Annotated in this window: 20 protein-coding genes and 1 pseudogene; 2 read left to right on the forward strand and 19 right to left on the reverse strand. The window is 48.5% G+C overall.

Annotated elements, in window-relative coordinates:
• Nucleotide 1 precedes the first annotated feature (1 nt).
• The 5 genes from HMPREF1207_RS12690 to HMPREF1207_RS12710 all read right to left on the reverse strand — a co-directional run bounded on the left by HMPREF1207_RS12690 (nt 2) and on the right by HMPREF1207_RS12710 (nt 7,086).
• The gene (locus HMPREF1207_RS12690) at nt 2-751 is read right to left on the reverse strand and encodes an SDR family NAD(P)-dependent oxidoreductase (RefSeq protein WP_009675876.1); all 750 of its coding nucleotides are present in this window, start codon (nt 749-751) and stop codon (nt 2-4) included.
• A 43-nt stretch (nt 752-794) separates the two neighbouring features.
• Nucleotides 795-2,060, reverse strand: coding sequence for an MFS transporter (locus HMPREF1207_RS12695; protein WP_009675901.1), 1,266 nt, complete (start codon nt 2,058-2,060; stop codon nt 795-797).
• A 369-nt stretch (nt 2,061-2,429) separates the two neighbouring features.
• Complete coding sequence (locus HMPREF1207_RS12700; protein ID WP_009675934.1) at nt 2,430-4,532, reverse strand: TerD family protein; 2,103 nt, start codon at nt 4,530-4,532, stop codon at nt 2,430-2,432.
• 427 nt (nt 4,533-4,959) lie between these two features.
• A complete protein-coding gene (locus tag HMPREF1207_RS12705) occupies nt 4,960-6,042 on the reverse strand; it encodes an ankyrin repeat domain-containing protein (protein WP_009675892.1) in 1,083 nt (360 codons plus the stop codon).
• Nucleotides 6,043-6,321: 279 nt separating this feature from the next.
• The gene (locus HMPREF1207_RS12710) at nt 6,322-7,086 is read right to left on the reverse strand and encodes an SDR family oxidoreductase (RefSeq protein WP_009675780.1); all 765 of its coding nucleotides are present in this window, start codon (nt 7,084-7,086) and stop codon (nt 6,322-6,324) included.
• A gap of 162 nt (nt 7,087-7,248) precedes the next feature.
• Between HMPREF1207_RS12710 and HMPREF1207_RS30260 the strand changes: the two are divergent.
• A pseudogene (locus tag HMPREF1207_RS30260) lies at nt 7,249-7,416 on the forward strand (MFS transporter); the annotation flags it as partial.
• A 146-nt stretch (nt 7,417-7,562) separates the two neighbouring features.
• On the opposite strand, the gene HMPREF1207_RS12715 reads toward HMPREF1207_RS30260, so the two are convergent.
• The 8 genes from HMPREF1207_RS12715 to HMPREF1207_RS12750 all read right to left on the reverse strand — a co-directional run bounded on the left by HMPREF1207_RS12715 (nt 7,563) and on the right by HMPREF1207_RS12750 (nt 15,224).
• Complete coding sequence (locus tag HMPREF1207_RS12715) at nt 7,563-8,651, reverse strand: low temperature requirement protein A (RefSeq protein ID WP_009675866.1); 1,089 nt, start codon at nt 8,649-8,651, stop codon at nt 7,563-7,565.
• Nucleotides 8,652-8,657: 6 nt separating this feature from the next.
• A complete protein-coding gene (locus HMPREF1207_RS12720; RefSeq protein WP_009675817.1) occupies nt 8,658-9,173 on the reverse strand; it encodes a hypothetical protein in 516 nt (171 codons plus the stop codon).
• 30 nt (nt 9,174-9,203) lie between these two features.
• Nucleotides 9,204-9,950, reverse strand: a complete 747-nt coding sequence (locus HMPREF1207_RS12725) for an SMI1/KNR4 family protein (protein ID WP_009675770.1) — start codon at nt 9,948-9,950, stop codon at nt 9,204-9,206.
• A gap of 199 nt (nt 9,951-10,149) precedes the next feature.
• Nucleotides 10,150-11,637 (reverse strand): malate:quinone oxidoreductase, encoded by a 1,488-nt coding sequence (locus HMPREF1207_RS12730; RefSeq protein WP_009675910.1) that lies wholly within the window; start codon nt 11,635-11,637, stop codon nt 10,150-10,152.
• Nucleotides 11,638-12,040: 403 nt separating this feature from the next.
• Nucleotides 12,041-12,706: a PspA/IM30 family protein gene (locus HMPREF1207_RS12735; RefSeq protein WP_009675968.1), complete on the reverse strand. Its 666-nt coding sequence runs from the start codon at nt 12,704-12,706 to the stop codon at nt 12,041-12,043.
• 1 nt (nt 12,707) lies between these two features.
• Nucleotides 12,708-13,124 carry a hypothetical protein gene (locus HMPREF1207_RS12740; RefSeq protein WP_009675991.1) on the reverse strand — a complete coding sequence of 139 codons (417 nt, stop codon included), beginning with the start codon at nt 13,122-13,124 and terminating at the stop codon, nt 12,708-12,710.
• Between the two features lie 125 nt (nt 13,125-13,249).
• Nucleotides 13,250-14,560, reverse strand: coding sequence for a sensor histidine kinase (locus HMPREF1207_RS12745; protein WP_016423710.1), 1,311 nt, complete (start codon nt 14,558-14,560; stop codon nt 13,250-13,252).
• Complete coding sequence (locus HMPREF1207_RS12750; RefSeq protein WP_009675903.1) at nt 14,550-15,224, reverse strand: response regulator transcription factor; 675 nt, start codon at nt 15,222-15,224, stop codon at nt 14,550-14,552. The genes HMPREF1207_RS12745 and HMPREF1207_RS12750 overlap by 11 nt, the downstream gene beginning before the upstream one ends.
• Nucleotides 15,225-15,429: 205 nt before the next feature.
• Here HMPREF1207_RS12750 and HMPREF1207_RS30570 point away from each other — a divergent pair, with 205 nt between their 5' ends.
• Nucleotides 15,430-15,561 carry a hypothetical protein gene (locus tag HMPREF1207_RS30570; protein WP_009675960.1) on the forward strand — a complete coding sequence of 44 codons (132 nt, stop codon included), beginning with the start codon at nt 15,430-15,432 and terminating at the stop codon, nt 15,559-15,561.
• 105 nt (nt 15,562-15,666) lie between these two features.
• Here HMPREF1207_RS30570 and HMPREF1207_RS12755 read toward each other — a convergent pair whose 3' ends face one another.
• The 6 genes from HMPREF1207_RS12755 to HMPREF1207_RS12780 form a co-directional block, all read right to left on the reverse strand.
• Complete coding sequence (locus HMPREF1207_RS12755) at nt 15,667-16,284, reverse strand: hypothetical protein (protein ID WP_009675987.1); 618 nt, start codon at nt 16,282-16,284, stop codon at nt 15,667-15,669.
• A 238-nt stretch (nt 16,285-16,522) separates the two neighbouring features.
• Nucleotides 16,523-18,232, reverse strand: a complete 1,710-nt coding sequence (locus HMPREF1207_RS12760) for an ABC transporter permease (protein WP_016423711.1) — start codon at nt 18,230-18,232, stop codon at nt 16,523-16,525.
• 17 nt (nt 18,233-18,249) lie between these two features.
• A complete protein-coding gene (locus tag HMPREF1207_RS12765) occupies nt 18,250-19,257 on the reverse strand; it encodes an ABC transporter ATP-binding protein (RefSeq protein WP_009675917.1) in 1,008 nt (335 codons plus the stop codon).
• Between the two features lie 81 nt (nt 19,258-19,338).
• Complete coding sequence (locus HMPREF1207_RS12770) at nt 19,339-20,436, reverse strand: extracellular solute-binding protein (protein WP_009675791.1); 1,098 nt, start codon at nt 20,434-20,436, stop codon at nt 19,339-19,341.
• Between the two features lie 102 nt (nt 20,437-20,538).
• Entirely contained in the window at nt 20,539-21,357 is an 819-nt protein-coding gene (locus HMPREF1207_RS12775) for an MBL fold metallo-hydrolase (protein ID WP_009675998.1), read from the reverse strand.
• Between the two features lie 20 nt (nt 21,358-21,377).
• Complete coding sequence (locus HMPREF1207_RS12780) at nt 21,378-22,526, reverse strand: GntR family transcriptional regulator (RefSeq protein WP_009676007.1); 1,149 nt, start codon at nt 22,524-22,526, stop codon at nt 21,378-21,380.
• Nucleotides 22,527-22,829 lie beyond the last annotated feature (303 nt).

A 22,829-nucleotide genomic window follows, 5' to 3' on the forward strand; every position in this document is an offset into this window, starting at 1 on the left:
CCTAACGTAGTTTGATTGAACCGCCGTCCACCATAATGGTTTGGCCGGTAATATAATTCGAGTCGTCGCTTGCCAGGAATAGGGCGACACGGCCGATATCCTGCTCCGGATCGCCGAGACGGCGAAGCGGAATACGCTCGATCATCGCCTCGTACAGGTGCGGGGCGCTCTCACGCCATTGCTCCACGCCCGGCGTCAGTGCGATCGGCGAGATCAGGTTGACGTTGATGCCGTCCGGACCCCATTCGTTCGCGGCAACGCGGGAAATGGCGCGAATCGCTTCCTTGGCGGCCGCGTACGAGGTTTGCGTCACTTGTCCGTCAAGACCCGCGCCCGAAGCGAAGTTGATGACCTTGCCCTTCGTTTTTTTCAACTCAGGGTAAGCGGCCTGCATGAAATGAAACGTCGGGTAGAAGCCGGTTCCGAAAGATAGATCCAATAGCTCCTGCGTCGTCTCTACGAAAGAAGCCTGTCTGGAAGCATGCGCATTATTCACGAGAATGTCCAGCTTGCCGAATTTTGTGACCACTTCTTCCACAATTGCATTGGCGTTTTCTTTGACGGAAATATCCTTGATAAACAGGCATCCTTCCGTGTATTGATTGACTTCCGCAAGGGTTTCTTGCCCCTTCTGCTCGTTCACGTCGACAATGGCGACATGTGCGCCTTCTTTAGCCATCGCAAGCGCAATACCGCGGCCGATTCCCGAAGCGCTGCCTGTGATGATGGCGACTTTGCCTTGTAATTTCATGTGTAGGTCCCTCATTTCTCCGGATGATGAATTCACTGGCTGATTAATTCCACAAGCCCGCCTGCTCCAGTTTCTTCTTCCCGCCAAAAGCAATGCTTATGCAAACGATGTTAAGGATCAGCATGATGCCGATGGCATACAAAACAGGAGTGTAGCTTCCCGTAAAATCGAACACAAACCCGTAAGCAGGCAGAGCGATGATCGAAGAGATCGCGAGGCCCAGGGAGGCATTAGAATAGATCTGGCTGTACTCCTTGTTCCCGAACAAGCTTGATGTAAGAGCAGGCCCCAATGTTCCGATAGAGGCGGAGACAAGACCGAAGAGTCCCACAGCCAGCGAGATGACAAGCGTGCTGGAAGCCGCGAATAACAACAGCCCGATGGCCAGCACGCCCAGAATCATGGCCAGCATCGCGGTATTCCTGGTGCCGATTTTATCGCTGGCAAATCCGATGACCAGGGAGCCGATCAGCACGCCGATCATGTTGGTCGCCATCACATTACCCGCGAAGGATACATCGAATCCTTTGTTCATCAGATACGATGGAATGTGTACCGAGAAGCTTGCCACCGACGTGATCAGGAAGAAAAACGTAAGCAGTGCATAAAAGGCCGACGATTTTTTGGCGGCAGCCAGCGTCACTCCTTTGTTTTCCGCCCCTGCGCCTGCACCGGCGCTCGTGTTACCCGCGGCTTCCGCTCCATAAGGAAGCGTTTTCTTTTCGAGAGGTGACTTCCTTATCAGTAAGAGCACAATGGGAACAACGAGAACGATGACCGCAATCCCGACGATGATATAGGAGGTCCTCCAGCCCTGGTTAGCGATCAGATTGCCGACAATCGGCTGGGAAATGGCGCCGATTGCTCCACCCGCGGCTCCCATGATTCCGAGCGCCAGTCCCTTACTCTTTTTAAACCATTGGTTAATTAATACCGGGCCTGCTATAACGGTAATAAAGACTCCGCCAACCGCGAGCGGAACAGCAAGGATGTACCAGCCCCATACCGAATTCATTAAACCGAACATGGCAAATGCTCCGGCCTGCAAAATGATTGCGGCACTCAAAATGAGCCGGGTATCGTACTTCGCCATTAATTTCCCGCCAATCGGCAAAAAGAACATGGTAATAATAGCGGAGACGCTGAAATATAAAGACAAGCTCCCCATTCCGACTCCGAGATCATTGGAAACTTGCTTTAAGAATAGACCCGCGGAGTTATTTAAACTGCCTTTGCCCAAGCCGACCATCATACAAAGCCCCAGCAAAATCCACCAAGCATAGTGAATTTTCCTCTTGTTTTGGCTCATAAAGTTTCTTCGCTCCCCGTTTCTAATATCCGTTCCAACATAAGATGATGTTGCCTTATGCCATTCTCACAAATGGCGAAGCCTATCATGCCGTTCATTCTCCCGATGCTCGCCAGGCTCCTTTCCTGGAGGAACAATCATGATATGCGCGCGATATAATATTTAGATATCGAAATATTATATGTCTAAATAGTAACAAAATATTTTCCCGCCTGCAACGGAGAACAATGGAAAAGTTCATTAAAAATTCAAGATAACGCAAAAAGAGGAGCGCTTGCTCCCCTTTTACATCCCTGATTATAAGGCTAATAAGTTAAGTCTATCCTTTTTCTAATCCATCATGTGGCTTCCCGGCGTTAGCGCTCCGGCTCAACCCATATATTCCGCCATTATCTGCTCGATATCGTATGGAGTGACCCCGCTATCCACCGAAAATAGTGCCTCTGCCTGGTCCGCAGTATCCACTGCTTCCCCTCTTGCTTTCGCATGGAGGGTGAATAAATCGTACAGATCCGGCTTCCGCAAAGTTGTCATGGCTTTGCCTATCAACACCATTCCCTTCTGATTTCCCTCCACATTGTTAAAGTATTGAGGATCTCTCGTTAGGGACAGATCCGTCCAGATGACCGCACGTTCCACCAAATCCAGGATGACGGGAATGGCAATCCGCGTATCGGCGGTGACATCGATTTTGTTGACCACCGTCGAAGGCTCGAATATTTCCCCGGACCCGGGTTTCTTGCGCATCATCCAGCCTGCGAAGCACTCCGGCAGATCGCAATACGGCTGTTCCGTAAAGGAATGAAGGGAAGCCACAATATAACGCCCGCCGTAATCAACGATAGAAGGAATGTGCAGATCAATGAACTCGCAGGCTCCTTGAGGAGCCGACACGATATCTCCGCTGTGGACGGCTTGGTACTTGGAGGATCGCAGATTCGTGTAAGAAATATGCTCCACGTACTGCCAGTCGCGGTCATACATGACTGCCGACAAGTCAATATCCACCCGGCCCGTAGGCTTACCGTCAACGGTTCCTTCTTTCCACCAACTGAAGAAACGGATCGTGTCCCCCTTCGTCATCGGCACACGGCTTCCCCGTACAAGCGTACGCAGCGCTTTGCTTGCGGATCGTTGGGAAAACGGGACATGATAGTCCTTCAAACGTTTATCGACATGGGTCTTCCCCAAGGGAGGCAGATCGGAAAATCGCTGAACCAACGTCTTCTCGCATACCTCCACGATGTCTCGGCATGCCGTTTCGTTGATTTCCGGGAGCGTATGGGGAATCGCAAACGCTTTGGCCGCATTGCCTTTCGGGAAGAAGACGCGCAGCTCGGGACGCTCATGGCGGCGGGCAAAATGATTCTTCACCTGCAGCAGCACAGGCGTCGATACCTGATCCGCCACTTCGCCGAATGCCAGCACGACATACTCCGTGTGTTCGGTGGACCGCAGCAGTTGATCCAGCCTTCTTGCAAATTCACCCGGGCGCTGCATCAACAGATCGATCAAAGTCCAGACTTGCTGAAACTGGAATGCAAGTTCCACGCTTCCGCCGAAGGTCGTAAAGGGCTTATTGTTGCGTAATATTCCGAAAGCCTCCTGACAACGTGTAAAACGGTTCTTGTACTCGGAGGGATGCAGGATTTCTCCCAGCCGGATCCAGCGATCCTTGTATCTCAGCATATCCTCCGTAATGGAGTGACAGCGTTCCAGCAATCCTAGCAGCAGCCGTCTCTCGCTGCGCTTAAATTTGCGGAAACGCGCGGGCTCGGCGAGACTGACATCGCCATCCGACCAGGCTGCGGCCAGACGAAGGATATCCGTTGCGGTTTTAAAGTATCGCCCGACCCGCTCCAAGCCGGCTTTATCATGCTTTAATAAGGAAGCCGCCACGAAGGCCGCATTCTCCTTGAAAGGGATCTCGGACGGAAGAATCGCGTCCAGTTCATCCGGGTCCGCGTACTCAACAGCCGCGTCAATATCTTCCTTGTCCGTCTCGGAGATGGATGTCTTGGCTTGAATCAGCCGGCTTATCCTGACATGAAACTCCGCTTTGCTGCCAAGATCAATTACTTTCAGGTCTGCCGCATCCCGCAGCGGAAGTCTTTGCGCCGTCTCATACTCAGGCAAATCCAGCGTTAGATAATGATAAACGGCATTCAAATAAAGCTCCGCATCATGCCCTTCCATCACCTGCGCCGGAAAGCCGGGATACATCGGCTTATACTCCACATGGGCGCCGACCAGCCGTTTCAGATCGCCGATCAGCTCACGATAGAACGCTTCAAATTGCTCCTTGGATAAGGTACACACGGCACGTATCAAGCGATGGGAGAACGTAAATCCAAGAGCTTCGATATTTTTCAAGGCAGCAGCCAGATAAGCCTTAGAAAGACGGTCCTCGCCTTCTCCCTGCTCCACAATCACTTTGCCCGCTCTGCGTAAATAAATCGTGTTTATGTTCATAAAAAAGAGTCCAGGAAAGCCATATCCCTACTGTCTTGGAAGAATCCTTAGAAGGAAGGAATATGATAGCCTGGACGCCTCCTCTCGCGTATAGAAATCCTTCAGGAAAGCTGCGACCCTAATTCGCCCAATGAAGTAGAAGGAAGGATCGCAATAGCCTGAAGTTCAAGGTTCACAGTCCGTGACTCCAAACCTTTGTTGAATCCATCTTCCCATACTTCCCGGCATGCCAACAGGGCGAAAGTATTACGACTTTGGAAAAGATAAACAACGCGAGCGCTATTCGGATATAAAAAAAGCGACGTCCGCAGGGCGCGTCAGTCGCTTGATTGGTGAGGTTTTCCGGCGGATAATGTCCGCGAGCATGGCACAAAAATAGCTCCCTACATACACATGCTCCCCTGCATGTGTGACAAATAGCGGTCCATTATTGCAGCTCTCCCTCAAGAAATTTGATGAGGTAGGTTTCAGGCTGCGCGAGGAATTCTGTAAAGCCGCATAAATCCGCATACTCCTGATGCTCCACGTCATAACAGCCTATCAGGCCTTTTTTCTTCGGATTCCACACAAGCTGCAGATCCGAGTAGTTGTCGATGTCGGCCGACAGACGAAGCAGCTTTTGCCGGCCGGCTTTCATCTCAATCGTATCGGTTAAGGTGAAAAAGTCGATATACCCGATTTTATAATCATTTGGCGCCAACTCCAGACGCAGCTTATCCCCGGTTAGAAAGGTGACCAGTTCATCGGTCAGCTTATACTTTGTCAGCTCATATTTCTTGTTCTCTCTATCATGAAGCTCTGCCGGCTCCAGGGATTTCAAATAGTCGGCCAAAGCGGCATTCTTATTTCCGACCGCAATCGTATACGCCCGGTCGCCGTCCTTTTCCGTTATCGTAACGTCCGCGCCGCGTTCAATCAAATACTTGACCATCGCCGCATTGCCCATTCTCGTCGCAACGGTTAAAGGAGTCGCTTGATAAGGATAAACTTGGTCCGGCTTATTGTAATTAATGTCCGCCCCATGATCGAGTAAATACGCGAGTGTCTTATGATCATGGTCCGACACGGCCTGGCGCAATACGGCGCTGCCGTGCTTCTTTAGATCCAATCCCAGCTCATGGAGGAGCGGAATATTGTTTTTATTTCCATAATAGGCCTGTGAATATGCACCTGACTTGATATGATTTAGCTTGTCCGGCTTAGCGCCTTGCCCTGCAATGTAGCGGACGATGTCTTCCTTGCAATAGCGGACAGCCCGCAGAAAGGCCGGATTATGAGGGACATTCAGGTTGACGCCGTTCTCAACCAGCAGCTTTACAACGTCCAGTCTCTCCGATATAAGCGCCAAGTCGAGCGGACTCAGCGTGGTATACTTGCTCAGTTCGATGCCCTCTTCGATATCCCAGCCTGCCGCAATGGCCTCCCGCAAAGCCGGGATATTTCCTTGGTAAATGTGCAGCGCGATTTCCGGCAGCTTCTCGAATTTCCCGATATCTTTCAGTTGGATCATCCGTTACCCTCCTACCCAAAGTCTTATGTTAAATATAGAAAAGCACTTGGCAAAAAACAACAGGGACTCTGCCAGGGGCACGGTTGCGGCCATTAGTCCGGGAAGGAAGAGGCTTATCCGTTGGAATCGCCTGCTGCGTACGCCTTCAGCGGCGAGGGCAGCCTTTATAGCTTCCGGAAAACCGACTACAAAGCGTACGAGCAGTTGCTCGGGATCGGCGGACCCGCTATCCCCTTTGTCCGGGAGCAGCCGAAAGGCGAGCTTAACCGGGATACTTTACTACAGGTGCGATCCGCCGCTTGCGTCGATCAACTGGCCGGTAACCCAGCGGCTGTCCGGCGAAGCGAGAAAAGCGGCCACATCCGCTATGTCGTCGGGTTCTCCCCATCTGTCGAAGACGGAAAGGCCGGCCGCATTTTTTTGCCCGTTCGGATCCTGCAGCGTTCCGGCATTCATCTCCGTGTTAATGATGCCCGGCTGAATGGCGTTTACCGTAATCTTACGGCTCCCCAACTGTTTGGCCAGAAGAAGGGTAAAGGTGTCGATAGCCCCCTTCGACATGCTGTAGGTAAACACACTTGGAGAGGCTACGCGCGTTACGAAGGAAGAAACGTTAATAATGCGCCCGTTGTCTTTCATACGCGGCAAAGCATGCTGGGTAACAAAAAGCGGAGCTTTGACGTTAATCTTCATCACTTCGTCAAAAGACTCTTCCGTCGTCTCTTCCAGGCCGAGAATTTGACCGATCCCGGCATTATTGACCAGAATATCGAACCCGTTGCCGCCCGTATGTTCCCGGATCGCCTCATCCAGCGCCACAAATAAGTGCTCGATGCCCCCGAGAGTGCTCAGGTCGGCACCGATTGCGCACGCATTCCCTCCGCTTTGGCCGATCTGCTGAACCACCGCCTCCGCTTCGTTCCGTCTTTGTCCATAGTGCACGGCGACGAACGCGCCCTCTTGGGCCAGACGCAGTGCGATGCCGCGGCCGATTCCCCTGCTTGCTCCGGTTACCAAAGCGACTTTACCTTCTAGTTTCCTCATGCTCTCATCTCCTTGTCCGAATTCAAGAAGAATATAGCACAGGATAAATTTTGAAATGTTGCTCTTATATTCGGTCCAAAGGGATAGCCGCATGCCGGTCTATGGATCGACGAGCGTGCCGGGCGAAATTCCGCGATAATACGACTCAGGTAGAACGGATTCCTTCAAATGCTTTTTATGGCTATTTTCTTTTTTGGCGGTGCCATCGGATCCGCAATCGGGGGGTGGTTATACGCCACGGGGGGCTGGAGTGCCGCGTTATGGATCGGAATAGCTTTCCCGATCGTTGCCCTGCTTTATTTTGCCACGGAAAAGAAACAGGTTCTATGAGCAGCCTTCATTAAATGCAGTCGGGAGAGCCTGGGTGCACTACACGCGCAAGAAAGTTGATCTCTGCTGTAAAAACAAAACCATCCCGCGAATTTAACTATTCCGGGATGGTTTACCTTTTTGGGGATTCCTGATAGTTCCATAAATCAAGTTGTCAGTTTCGCATAAGCGATAAAGAAGACCATAATCTCCCCGACGATCGCATAATTAGGTACTTGATAAATCAAGTCAAATGCCATACAGCAGCCCAATATTCCCAATAATACGGCCAAATGATTGGGCCTCAAACGCAGATGTTTGGGTCTGTACAGGTGGAACACCAAAGAGGTGGAGAAAAAATAAAGAAGAACGGACCCGAATACAAATACCAACATGAAAGAATAATTTAGCTTCTCTTGATATAATAACTGGATGGCAGCGGCGATCATGCTCATGGACAAATAAATGAATAAGTGTCCATAAATAATCGTTTGGCCGGCCGTTTGTATTTCCTTACTCACTTTGGTTTCAACATTATCAAAGTACTGCCACCATATGGCGATCACTAACGCGCTTGTAAACGCGACAAACAAAACGGATGACAGATCCCAGCTGCTGAACTGCAGCACGGCCAGAATACTGACCACGGATTCGCCTAATAGAATGAGCGTAAATAAGGCAAACCGTTCAAATAAGTGAGGGGTATGTATAGGTGTTTTTACCAGGTGTTTTCGCCCGATTAGGGGAAGTACAATATCGACGGCAATTCCCATATACAGAACGGCATACCGGATCCACGAGTCAAAGAAGAGTGAACAAGCGGATATCAATATTCCGATCACAAAGTGGGTCCCCAAATAAGAAGCGGTCGATTGTTGATGAGCGGCTTTGGACTTATGCACCAACAGATATTGAATGGCAGTCAGCGCTCTCGAACCTATATATCCTATAAAGAAGGGAATATAGTATTGATCAAAATCAGGAGATAAGCTCGCTGTCATAATTAAAATAAAAAAGAGCTGGAGGATGCTTAATATTCTATGTATAAAGATATCTTGACCGAATCTGTTTACAAAGAGGGTTTGTCCTACCCATCCCCACCAGATCGGGATAAAAATCAGTACAAATTTAACTAAATACTCAATGGGAATGACTCCGTGATCTGCATGCAATAAGACATGAGTGGCTTTTGAGACTGCCGCGACAAAAAGAAGATCATAAAAAAGCTCCAACCAGGTGACTTTTTTCTCAACCATACCTTTTTAAATCCCCCTATTTTCATTCATACGCAGCAAGATATACTCGATTTCTTCTAAGGGCATTTTCAATTCTTGGCTGACTTCATAAAGTCCCCTGTCCTGTGCAAGAAGCTCCCGCGCTTTATTTATTTTTCCATGGAGCCAGTTGTTCTCCAGCATCCAACTCTTCACATGGGCCAAGAAGCGATTCTGAGTGTCCTTATCCGCATGCTTCTTATATTTAGCAACAGACTCCGACAGATAGTTATAGAAATAAATACCCAAAGCCTCACGCTGCTCGTTTTTAGACATTCGCAGATACTGCTCATAAATTAGGCTGATGTCTAACCCCAGAAAGTTGTCTCCGCTATCAAAACGTCTGAATGTCCTTCGTTCATAACTTTCGGGTAAAACACGAAATACAACAACGATGGCATACGGAAATTCCCATGTTTTCGCCGCTTCTTCTAACGGCAACAGTTCATCTCTCAATTGACTCACACACGTTCCATGTGTATCTAAATAAAAAGATAGTTCCATTCCTAGCTCCTTTGCTGCGGTTTGCAAATTTCATTTATTTTCCGGATACGGTTCGCATCCTTTCGATACGAGCCACTGCTTTATAGCGGCGAACGCCTGTATTTCCTCCTGTTCATACATGACAGCCACCTCTTGCTTATTGGCGTAATTAAATCTCACATAACCGCCCAGTGTCTGATAGAAGAGGTAACAAGAATAGTCGGTTTCAATGGACAGATCCGGCGAAAAAGCCGTTCGGCACATTCCGGCCAGATCCGGCAGCGAAAGCTGATCCTGACCCGGCGGCAGCCGCAAAAAGAGATGGCCCCGGGACCCCGTCCACGGTTCGTAATAAACGGCTCCCTCCCGGCCGCATCCGTACACCTGACGATAGATTTCGTCCAGCACCGAAGCGTACGTCGCTTCATCTTCCCGCTCCCGCGCCTGAAGGGGAATCGCCGTCACTTGTACCGCGTGACGAGGCAGCCAGAGCAGCTGAGCCGTCCGGGGATGCATCGCCAGAAAATCGCCGTCCACCGTCGTGCCTATAGCGACACACTCTCCGATCTGCCGCTCGGTAATCGGGCTGTCCGCGTCATGCTCCCATAACCCGTACTCGGCAAAAGGCTTAAGCACCTCCGGGTCCGGAAGCTGCACATTCATCCATCCACTATAGGTCCCTTCGCCGAAGGACCGCAAAAACCGGAGATAGCCCGGTGGAAAAGAAACGGCCTCTGCTTTCGCAAGCGCTTGGTTGTTGTCGTCAGACAGCGGCTTTGGCCGAGATACCAGATACATGCATCTTCCCCCCTGTGTCACAACTTTTCAATTTAGATTCCATGCAGTCTGGCTCCATTATACTATATTTGGGAACGATTCTATCATCCCCCTTACGTATACGACTTGAAAAGGCCCGTCCGTCCGATTCCTATTTCTCCTGCCGCAAATGCAAAAAAACCTTCGATCCATGAACGGATCAAAGGTTCCTTATAAGCAATCAGCTATAAACCAGTTCTTTTTCGACCAGACCAAGCGTCTGAGCCGTTGACGTGAGAATTTCTTGGAAAAGCTCGGGATTGTTCAAGAGTGACAAGCCATAAGAAGGAATCATTTCTTTGATTTTCGGTTCCCACTCTTTCATATGCTGCGGGAAGCATCTTGCCAAGATCTCCAGCATCACGTGAACGGCAGTAGAAGCCCCCGGAGAAGCGCCGAGCAGCGCGGCAATCGAGCCGTCAGCGGCCGTAATAACTTCCGTACCGAATTGAAGGGTGCCTTTGCCGCCGGCTTCCGTATCCTTGATCACCTGCACACGCTGGCCCGCTACGACGATATCCCAGTCTTCGCCTTTGGCGTTCGGGATAAACTCGCGCAATTCTTCCACGCGCTTTTCATTCGATAACAGGACCTGCTGGATCAGGTATTTGGTCAAGGACATCTCTTTGACGCCGGCCGCTAACATCGTCAAGACATTATCCGGTTTCACCGACGTGATTAAGTCAAACATGGAACCCGTTTTTAAGAACTTAGGCGAGAAGCCGGCAAAAGGCCCGAACAGCAGCGATTTTTTGTTGTCGATATAGCGTGTATCCAGATGCGGAACCGACATAGGCGGAGCTCCGACTTTGGCTTTGCCGTATACTTTGGCATGGTGCTGTTCGATCACTTCCGGATTGTTGCATACCATAAAGAGCCCGCTTACCGGGAATCCGCCAATATGCTTTCCTTCGGGAATACCGGACTTTTGCAGCAAATGCAGGCTTCCGCCGCCGCCGCCGATAAAGACGAATTTCGCCGTATGGAGCTCGACGCTGCCGTTATCGAGGTTGCGCACCTTCAATTCCCACGATCCGTCGGCGGCACGTTTAATATTGTCCACGCTATGTTTGTAATGCATCTCCACATTCTGGGTCTGCAGGTAGTCAAAAAGCATGCGCGTTAAAGCGCCAAAGTTGACGTCCGTCCCAGAGTCGATTTTTGTAGCCGCGATCGGTTCACTCGAGGTACGGCCTTCCATGATGAGCGGAATCCATTCCTTCAATTTCTCCGGATCATCGGAAAATTCCATCCCTTGGAACAAGGGGTTATTAGACATCGCTTCAAACCGTTTTTTCAAAAACGTTACATTTTCTTGCCCCTGCACCATACTCATATGAGGGATCGGCATAATAAAGTCCTGCGGATTGCTAATCAGCTGGCTGTTTACAAGATAAGACCAGAACTGTCTGGAAAGCTGAAACTGTTCGTTAATTTGTATCGCTTTGCTGATATCTACAGACCCGTCCGGTTTTTCGGAAGTATAGTTAAGCTCGCACAAGGCAGAATGCCCCGTACCCGCATTGTTCCATTCGTTAGAGCTTTCTTCTCCTGCCTTTGCGAGTTTTTCGAACACTTTGATTTCCCATTCCGGCACTAGCTCTTTCAGTAACGATCCCAAAGTCGCGCTCATGACCCCGGCACCGATTAAGATAACGTCTGTTTTCATGATAACCTTCCTTATCCTCTATATTTATAAAAAAAGAGCAGGCACGCCTGCTTAAATAGTAAAAAAAAGCAAGGCCTCACCTAGGAACAAACCGATTCTGTCTCCACTATAACCCTATCTACTCTATTATAATTATTTTTACACTAAAATATCTACCATTAAGTACTTCCAAAAGCCATAAAAACAAAAAAAACCAAGTCCTTAACTCAGTTTATGCAGAATTAAGGAGTTTGGTTGCTGTTTTTTGTGAGTTCTTCTAGTTTCCGCTGTAGTTTAGGGCAGGAATTAGGGTAACGGTTCTAGCAGGGAAACAGGGCCCCCGTAAAGGGCGCCCCGGAATCTCAACAAAATGTCTGCATGTCTACTTTATAAAGCTAGCAGGAGATGAATATTTAAGCATCGTCTACTTCTGGTCTTGCCGCTTCAATTCCTCCAAGGCTTTCTCGATATCAACAGTCAGACTCGGATCCAAATATTGAGGCGCGGAACGCTTGGCCGGTGAGGTGAAATGAGCCGTCGCCTCCACCTCCGCTTCCATCATCAGCACTTTTTCTTCCACACGCGCAAACCCTTTGGTTACATTCTCCGTTTGGAAGGAAACCACACTCCCGTTGATCTCTTTGAGGGAACTGGCGACGTTTGCCCGGGAGGCGAGCAGAAGCCGGCGGTGATTGAATTCTTCCGACTGTACAAGCAGTTGGCCGATTCTTTCTTCCAACACTTTGGTTTGCTCCTGAATCGTGGCGTACTGCGTACGGTAGGCGGCCAGTTTTTTCTCTTGCAGCAATTTTTCCTGCAGCGCCAGCTTTGCGATATGGTCCTCATCCTGCTTCACGGCAAGCTTAGCCTGGCGTTCTCTTTTTTCTATGGCTGCTTCGGTCTCGGCGATCAGAGCGGCTTGCCTTTTTTCAATAAACAATTGATTGGCTAGAGCCTTCTGTCCTTTCGCAAGCTCTTGTTCGAACTCCCGAATGTATTGATTGACCATGTTCAGGGGTTGTTCATACTTATCCAAGAGCCCATTCGTTTCCGCTAAAAATACATCCTTTACCCGTTTCAAGATTCCCATGTTAATTCGTCTCCTTTTTGTTGGTCTGATTTTTTTCCCATTGATCCAAGAAGTCGGAAGTGGCCGGGATCACGGGAGCCGTCTGAGCGGCCGACATTGCGCCTGTTTTCTTCCTTCTTTGGATGACCCAGTACAGCAGCCCGCCTGCAAGGATCGTTCCGCCTACGGCTGCCGCGGCATCTCCTCCACGGTGATGCTGCCCTCCGCGCATCCCTCTTTCGTGACGATCGGCCGGTCCGGCCAAATCCTTGCCGCCGCCTTTGTAAAAATACGGTTCGGCAATTTGCTTCCCATGTTCAAATGCCTGCTTATAATTGGACTTGTTCATTCCTGCCGCCCAACTCACTCCGACTCCAATAATGGCGATTATGCCGGCTGTGAGTAATAGTTTCTTAATCCATGGTTTACCGGGTTTCATGCTTATCCGTCCTTTCGTTACGAGTATCTTCTCTACATAGATCAATATAGTCCCGAAAAGTAAAAGTACGGTAAATGCACACAAAAAAATGCCCCCTTTTCTACTTGAAAAGAGGACATCGCATTTTATACAAGGGGAAACTTCACAACAAAGGTACTTCCTCCACCGGCCGTGCTCTCCACTTCGATTGATCCGCGGTGCGATTCGGCTATCCACTTCGCAATCGATAAACCAAGCCCGGCGCTTCCTTCCTCCCGCGAACGATGCTTTTCCGCCCGATAAAACCGGTCGAAAATCCGCTGGTGTTCTTCTTCCGGAATTCCGACACCCGTATCCCGAACGGATAGATACCAGTGTTTAGAATGGCTTCCCATGGCAACGTCAACCGTTCCGTTCTCCGGCGTGTACTTGATGGCGTTGTCCAGGAGGATGTACACCAGCTGCTTGACGCGCTCGACATCTCCGGTAACCGTCAACCGTTCAGGCAGCTCGGCCTTAAGCTCGATCTGTTTCTGATGTGCGACGGCTTCAAAAGCAAGCATCCATTGGCGGACTTTCGGCACCAAGTCGGAAGAAACCATCTCAAATTCAACCGAGCCGGAGTCGGAGCGTGCCAACAACAGCAGATGCTGGACCATTCGGCTCATCCGTCCGACTTCTTCCTTCATATCCGACACGACTTCTTGGGTATAGGAAGTAAAGTCTTCCCCGTTCTCCAGCTCGATGACATCCAAAGACGTATTCATAATACTCAGGGGAGTCCTGAGCTCATGCGAGGCATCGGCCAAAAACTGCTGCTGCTGCCTATATGCCTGCTGAATCGGAATCATCGCTTTCTTGGACATGGAATAGCTTAACCGCATGGCAACGATAATAAAAAGGACGAGGATGATCAGAAACACCAGGAGAAGGTTTTTAGACACCTCGAAGTAAAAGGTCACATCTTTCGCCGCATAGATGGCGCCTGATCTTCCGTCATCCGCCATCAGCGGACGCGCGCCTACAAAAAGCAGCCGGTCCCTTTCCCTGGATTTCCGAGCATCATGGCGGTCATCGGACGCCGGGATCCACTCCAAACGGAATTCGTCCCGATGCGGCTGCCAGCGGCCGATCTTCTCCAGATTGGCGCTTCCGTTCTGCGGGAAAGCTTCGCTGCCCGCCAGCACCTTCCCGCGTCCATCCAAGACGTAGAAAAAATACAGATCTTCACCGCGCGAGTCGGACAAGTCGGGAACCGCCACCCTTCCATTCTCCGTCGCGTACATGGATGACAGAAGAGTTTGGCGCTGCTCCCGGTACGCCATACCCAGAAAGAACACAGCAACAATGAAAGAAAACAGCACCAAGAAAAGAAGGATCAGCCAAGTATAGGTGAAGGTCAGCTTCTTTTGCGTTTGAACAAACAAGTCTGCCTTTTTCATGCGTTTATCTTTCAAACCGGTAGCCTACCCCTCTGACGCTGTGGATCATCGGCTCTTCTTGCGCAGCCTCTAATTTGTCCCGGAGCATTTTAACCGTGACGTCCACATTTTTGTAAGATACTTCACTGCCTATTCCCCATACGCGATCCAGAATGACTTCCCTCGTAAGCACATGGCCGATATTCTGAAGGAACAAATCGAGCAGCTGGTATTCCCTTTGGCTGAGGAATATCTCATCCCCGCTTTTGAATAATCGGCGGGACGTCCGGTTTAACGTAAACACCCCGAACGCTACAATATTTGCTTGAATCGGGGCAAAATTTCTCCGAGTGAGCGTACGAAGACGGGCCAACAGCTCGTCCATCTCAAACGGCTTTGTCAGATAATCATCGGCCCCGGCGTCTAATCCCAGTATTTTATCCTGTAAGGCGTCTTTGGCCGTTAACAGGACGATGGCCTGGCCGTAATTCGCAGCGCGTAAGCCCTTGCAAACTTCGATACCATCCGTACGTGGCATCATCCAATCCAGAATCAGCACATCATAGAAGGACGCTCTGGCATAATCGAGCGCATCTTCGCCGTTTTCTACCCAATCGACATGATAGCCGCCTTTCTTCTCCAGCACATACTTGACCAATTTCCCCAGTTTTTTATCATCTTCAGCAAGCAGAATATTCATCCCGTTTCACCGCCGAGCACAGAATCTTAACTTTAGAATACCAAAGAGAAGGTAAAAGTACAGTAAAAAGGAGCTGCCTATATCAGGGAAGGAAGCGAGATGTCTGCCATGCAGAAATCGTTCGGACCTTGCCAATGACAACGTCATAAGCCTAAAGCTGAGAAGACTGGCGGAAATTGTCTGGGAGACAGAGGATCTGAGCGAGTTGAAGCAATTGGTTCGGCAGGTGCTCGATAATAAAGGCGGAGATCGCGAACTGTATGAACTGAGGGATGGAGATTCGGACTGGACTAAACATATGGAAAATGTGATCCGGATTTTGTCGGAGCGGCTGTAAATGCCGGAAAATAAACGCCGGATGCCGACGCTTAAAACGGCCGACGGCATCCTATTCAAAGCCGCGTAGCGCGGCTTTTTTTAGAAAGGCTTTCATGGAAGATGTCTACTGCTTGCCCTTCATAACGAGCTTATATTTCTTGAACATCCAAGAGTTCATCATATCATTCGCCGCATTTGCGCTTATACGAACAGGCGGTTTCTGCTCTTGCAAAGCATCTGCCGCGTAGGCCGAGAAACGAAGCGGCTTTGTGATTTTTTTCATGTCGTTCGCTATTTCATCAAAAAATGCATAAGTTAATGGCTGATGTTCCCGGATATCCTCGTATATATAATATTTTCCTTTTTCATCCTCTAAATTAATTTGAAAGCCTTTGGGAAGGGATAGCATGACATACGGTAATTCATCTTCTGCCCACTGTCCGTGATAGGGAAAGCTGATCCCTTCATTTCTTACAAAGAATCCGGAGCTTTCATTGCCCGCGGCAAAAGAAATAGAGTATACGAAGAAAGGATAGTAATTCGGCTTTTCTTGTGCTGTAAAATACTGATAAAACGTTGTATAAGCCTCGACCACCTGATGTTGATCATGTTTTGTCCGGGCATGATTAGTAAGATGGAATTGTGCATGTTTGGGCTCAAAGAGTTCCCAGACACCCTTAAATTCCTCAGGTGTTACAAAGAATTTAAGTTTATAAAATCCGCTGTGCTTCAATCGATCCATTTATCTCACCGCCAAATGTAGACTTGTGATACGCTATCTGTTTGGCAATCCTCACATCTAATAGTCTGATACTACCTATTCCACAACTCCCCATGTCTTCCTGTTTTCCCCGGAACATTATTTTCGCCGTTATGTATGGTACGATTCCCCCTCTGTCTGTAGCGGCATGATATTAACTAGAACCCCTTGCTAAGGCAGGGGGTTCCCATATTCTAGATCTTCTTTATCAAGCGGCCTTTCACGCCTTACTTTTCCTTCCATAAACAAAGTATAACGTAATAGCGGACATGATCATCAATATGACGGAATATACCAAGGTTAACGCTTTCGTGTCAGCCAAAGCTTGTGCATCCGTACTGTTCTTAATGACGATACCAAGAGGCTGATACAAAGGATGATAGAGGAATACGGTAAGATCGTAATCCGCCAAAATACCATTGAAATTCAAAGCAAGAATGGCTAGCGTTGACGGGAGTATAATGGGTAACAACACTTTAGTGAATGTATAAAAAGACTTGGCGCCCAAGTTTTTCGCCGCATCCTCAAGGTTACTGTCCAGGCTGAAGAAGGACGCTTTTACCATCCGGAGAGTGAATGGTATGTGCACGATAACATAGGCAATAAATAGCATCCAGACCGATCCCACTAATATCGAATTCCCGATAATCAATCTCGGCGTGTTAAAAGTTACGATGAGCCCGATTGCGATTAATGTCGACGGCAGCATCCACGGGATCAGAAGCGCATACTCCAGGGCCATCGTCCACTTGTTCTTGAACTTATGCAAAATCCGCGATGCCGCCAAAGCCAGGGCCACAACGGTTACCGATGCTGCAGCGGCATACACAATGCTTACAAGGTAAGGCTTGAACGCGGACATGTTGGAGAACACGTTCATATAATTGCTTAAGGAGAAGCTGTGAGAACTCAGCGTTGCCGTAGATATGCTGTGTGCATCCGTAAACGAAAAGACAATAATAAGAACGACCGGAATGATATAAAGGAGAAACAGGAAGTACGCCAGAATATGGGCGGCAATATTTCCGAACTTATTGTTGATCTTTTGCTTAACCAGCTCCGACTTCACTTTGGAAACGGACATGAAGTTGCCTTTTCGTTCAAATCTGATCATAAGGGTCAGCAGAATTAAAGTAGCCAGACCGAGAATGAGCGCCAGCAGCGCAGCTAGATCTTTGGAGGACGAGCTGTTCGAGAAGGTTAAAATCATCGGTGTGATCGTTTGAAACTCTACTCCGCCTAAGATCAGAGGAGCGGATGTTGCAGCGAGACCCGTCAGAAAGATCAGAATGGTCAGCGCAAACATCGTAGGCTTCAAGACCGGAAGGACAACCCTCCACAGGATATAAAAGGTGGATGCCCCCATATTTCTTGCCGCTTCTACGGTTTGAAAATCAATTTTACGAACAGCATTGCTTAGAAATAGGACGTGGTTGGAAGTGCAGGCGAACGTCATTACGAATAGAACGGCCCAGTAGCCGTGAAACCATGTCGTATCAAAGGAAGGAAACAGATTGACCAGCAGCTTGGTCATGAAACCCGTTTCACCGTATACGAATTTATAACCGGACACTAATACGACGCCGCTATAGATCAGAGTTGTAAAATAGCCAAGCCTTAGAATTTTCGCACCCTTGATATCAAAATACTCCGAGATCAGAACCAGAGTAACGCCAACAATGTTTACCGTAAAAACAAGGGATACGGCCAGAATAAAACTGTTATACAAGCTTCTCATCGCACGTTCGGATGACATAAGCTTCTCCGCCGCCTCGAACGAAAATTTGCCGCCTTTAAAAAAGATCTCATAATAGGTATTCAGGTTAGGATAAATCAGAAAGGCTGTGACAAACCAGGCTATCAGAGCGTAAAAAACGAATGCGGTCGGATTGATGGATGCCAGCCTTTTTTTAATTTTGTCTGCGTTCAACACACTTCCTCCTTCCCTTAGTACTGCAGAATATCGCTGATACGGATATAAATATCAATATCGTCACCGACTTTATTGGGAGCAAACCCGCTTTCTTTCTCGATGGTCTTTATGAGTCCCCCTCCGGCAATCTCTATTAAATATTTGCTGTACAGCCCATAAAACTCCTGATCTACAATTTTGCCTTTTATTTGTACGGCATCTGTACTCGGCAGGGGCAGTAAGCTCACTTTTTCGTTGCGGATATAGGCTATTTTGTTAGCGTCGATGCAATCCTTCAACCGGCTATTTTGGATAATCAACGGGTCGATCCTATTGATATCGCCTATAAAATTACACACAAATTCCGTTTTGGACTGATTGTAGACTTCTTGAGGACTGCCGACTTGCTCGACGATTCCATTATTGAAGACCGCAATGCGATCAGACAATGTTAACGCTTCTTCTTGATCGTGAGTGACATAGATCGTTGTGATCCCGAACTTCTTCTGAAGATTTTTCAACTCATTCCGCAATTGCACCCTTAGCTTGGCGTCCAAATTGGATAAAGGCTCATCCAGCGCCAGAATACTCGGCTTTAGGACCAGCGCTCTGGCAATAGCTACGCGCTGCTGCTGACCACCGGACAATTCCGACACTTTCTTAAAAAGCTGGTCCTCCTTCAGATCCACCTTCTGTGCAATGTCCCTCACTTCCCGGTCTATATCGGCCTTCGAAGCCTTTTTGACACGCATGCCAAAAGCGAGATTGTCATAAACATTCATCGTCGGAAACAGGGCATAACTCTGGAACACCATGCTGATCTCTCTTTTTTCAATAGGCACATGGGTAATATCTCTGCCGTTCAGCATAATTTGTCCGCTCGTAGGTTTAATAAATCCGACCAGGCTGCGAAGAATCGTTGTTTTTCCACACCCCGACGGACCGAGAAAGGTAAAAAACTCCCCTTCTTTTATTTGCAGATTGAGGTTTTTGATGGCGTGGAAATGACCGAATTTAATTTGAATTTCATTAAATGTTATCATAGTTACCCCTATCCTTATGTTCTTAAAGAATAACTGCATATTGGCCCCCCAATATGCAGTCTGTCGTTCATCTCGCTTTGTTTATTTCATGATCTGTAATTCAATTTTCTCTACCCATTTTCCAATGTTGCCGGCAACAAAGCCCCAGTCCATAGGCTGTGCTTTTAAATTGGCATATAAGGCCTTTACGGACTCATTAGCCTTTGCGGCAGCTTGGGTATTCGCAGGCATAGAATTAAATTTAGAGGCAAATTCCCCTTGGACTTCAGCGGTCCCTATCCACTCGACGAACCGTTCTGCCGTTGCTTTCTTCTTCGTACCGTTAATAATAGCCGCATGCTCCACAATCATAGGCACGCCGATTTGCGGACTTACGATGCTTGCTTTCACTTTATACTGTTCTTCCTTCTTGCTCAGTGTGCCGGAAACCACCGCTCCAAGGGGCGTTTTTCCGCTTGCCAAATTGGCGTAGAAGTCTTCCCCTTCTACCGCTCTTACCCCGTTGTCAAACAATTGCTTAACTTCATTCCAGCCTTCCTTGGAAATGCCGAGTTCACCGTTCGGATCCTGATACCGGGTCAGAATTCCCGCGACTACGAGCTGCGGCGTAATTTGTCCAAGCAGGGTAGGGGCTTCATATTTGCCCTTAAACGCTGGATTTTTGTAGAGCTCCGTCCAATCCTTCGGTGCGGTTTCGGCTGTAAATTTACTCGGATTGTAGCTAAGCAGAATAGCCTGCTTCACTAGACCGTGATAAAAGCCGTCCGGGTCGTTTAAGCCCGGCTCTACATCTCCGGCCCATTTCGGAACATACTTGGACAGGACATTTTCTTTCTTCAAATTTTCATAAAGCATGTTGTTCAAGCCGAACACAACGTCTGCAATCGGATTGTTCTTCTCGGCAATCAACCGGTTGGTTAAGTTGGCACCGCCTGCGCCGACAAGCTCAATCTCGAAGCCGGAGCTTTTCGCTTTCTCGACTAACCATTCGCCGCGGCCATCCGAATTCGCATTTGTATAAACAATCAGCTTCTCATTCTTAACCGGTGCAGATGCAGACGGCGCATTGGTCGAAGGGGTAGTCCCATCCGCATTCCCGTTGTTATTGGTGCCACCGCAAGCCGTTACCGCCAGACATAGGATCGTTAGTAAAGATGCGCTTACCATTTTTTTAAACATTCTTTGTCACACTCCCTATTCATGTAGGTGGATTTTTTATAAACCATGGTAATTCGCAACGGAGCATGACTCGAAGGAATCCTTTGTTCCGCCTCTGTATGGCTAGATGTGAAAGATCATTCCGTCATGGGCCACCACGATCCCCGCGGGTTTGAATATGTCTTCAAATTCATCGTGAAGCAGTTTGGAATTATGACTAAAGTGCGTGACGATGATGTGCCCTTCCTCTTTTAAAATATGTTCATTCCGAAACTCACGCTGAGCCTCCAGCACCGTCTCGATGCACATATGATTGCGATCACGAGATTTCCCGGTGTACCCGTGCGTGCAGTCGAGTATGGCACCATCCAAATTTCTTCCCTTTAACCATGCCCACGTCGCTTCCGGAAACCAGCCCGAATCATGTCCGTACAGCAGGCTTTTGCCCTCCTTTTCGATCACGTACAACAAGCATGTTTCCATCCTGTCATGGTCCGCCAGCAGGGGTGTAACCCTTGCATCGCCTACCGTTATCGTCTCAAATGGGCGAAGGAGATGAAATGCAAACCGCTCTCCCTCAAATCGGCCGATGGCAGCGCGCGTATGATGCATCACGGCATCGTTTCCGTAAATATGCAGCGGATACGGAAGGTCATGAGCAATTCCCGCTCTTCGGCATTCCAAATCATAAGCGTTATAATGATCCGAGTGCGTATGGGTGACGAGCAGGTGCTGGATTGCGCCCAAATCAATGTTGTCCCGAAGCGCCTGCATATAAGAATCGGGACCGTAGTCGAACTTGATTACATCGTCAATGATGGCCGAGCTTCGCGTACGAATATTTTTTCCCCCAAGCTCTCGTGCTTTGAGGCAGTACTCACAGCGGCAAAATGCATTCGGAAAGCCCTCTGCAGCCGCGGTTCCCAGAAAATGAATTTTCATATAAACTCCTTCGGTCAATCCTAAAGAACGGATTTCCTCTCTACGATCGTCGTTTGAATTTTGATGGTAATCTGTTTCTCAAGAGAATGTTTAACCCTCTTCATAAGAAGATTAAATGCCGATTGGGCAAGCTGCTCCGTATCCTGTCTGACCGTTGTAAGAGGAATCGGAGCTAACGCGGATAATTGGATGTCAGAGAACCCGACAATAGAAAGCTTGTCAGGGACAGGAATCCCCATACGCAAAGCTGTATATAAGGTTGAAATGGCAACATGATCATCCCCGCACATAAGAGCTGTCATCTGCGGATTTTCATGAATAAACCGTTCCTGTTCCGGGTCGCCCTCGTTAATATGACTTGGATTGCAAGGCACGCTTTTAAAAAGAATAGATTGGTTTTTGACAGGAATCGCATGATCAAGCAGCGCCTGGATATAACCTTGATACCGCTCCTCCCTGCTAGTGATATTATCGATCGAGTTCGACGTGTATCCGATTTCCCTGTGTCCCTTCTCGATCAAATACCGGGTCATCTGGTAAGAGCCCAGGTAATGATCGTGATACACGCAATCAATCTGAACCTCACGAAAAATTCGGTCAATAATAACAATTGGAAACTGCTGCAATTTCAACCTCAGCACTTGGTCACTGCATGTCTTGCGTCCCTGGGGAAATAAAATGATGCCGCTTATTCCCCCATCGACAAGCCTCTGCAGGCAGCGATCCTCATCCTCTTTATTCTGGCTGATCTTCAGAATAAGATCGCAATCGTGCTTACGCGCTTCGATCTCGGCCGCCGCAATAATTCTTGAAGTGTAATCAGATAGATGGGGCACGATGAGAGCTATCTGATTACACTGCTTCTCTTTTGTTGCGATTGGAAGCGCTTTCTTATCTGCCGAGAGCAGTCCGCTTTCAAGCACTCCGTCCTGGTTTCCGGAAAGGAAGGTCCCTCTTCTCGGCAAACGGTACACCAGACCCTGCTCAGCCAATTGTTCCAGCGCCAGCTTACTCGTCATCCGGCTTACGCCGAACAGCTTCGCAAGCTCTCCTTCTGAAGGAACGGGGTCATGCGGCTGAAGCCTGCGGCTCCGGATAATCTCTATGACCTTATCGGCAATTTGCAGATACAGCAGATTCGGTTTCTTTGACGCCTGTACATTTTTCATCTAAGGTTTTCCCGGGCCAGTGATCTCTCGTGATTGATGGTATATCTGTCGGCATATTTATCCATAGGTGTCGGACTTTCCCCTTCCTGGGTTATTGGGCGTCACTTTACTTGTCTTCCTTGTTCCTTGCTGCTTACTGTAAATGTCACCGCTTTAGGTGATCTAAAATGAGCTTACTTAATGTCACTGACATATTCAATGACATACGTATTAAAAATGTGTAAATAAAGCATTTTTCATCAAAATTTCTTGATAAATCGACGATTCCTATATCAATGGAACCAATATTTTCATAATCTAACA

Source organism: Paenibacillus sp. HGH0039 (genome assembly GCF_000411255.1).
Classification (GTDB): domain Bacteria; phylum Bacillota; class Bacilli; order Paenibacillales; family NBRC-103111; genus Paenibacillus_F.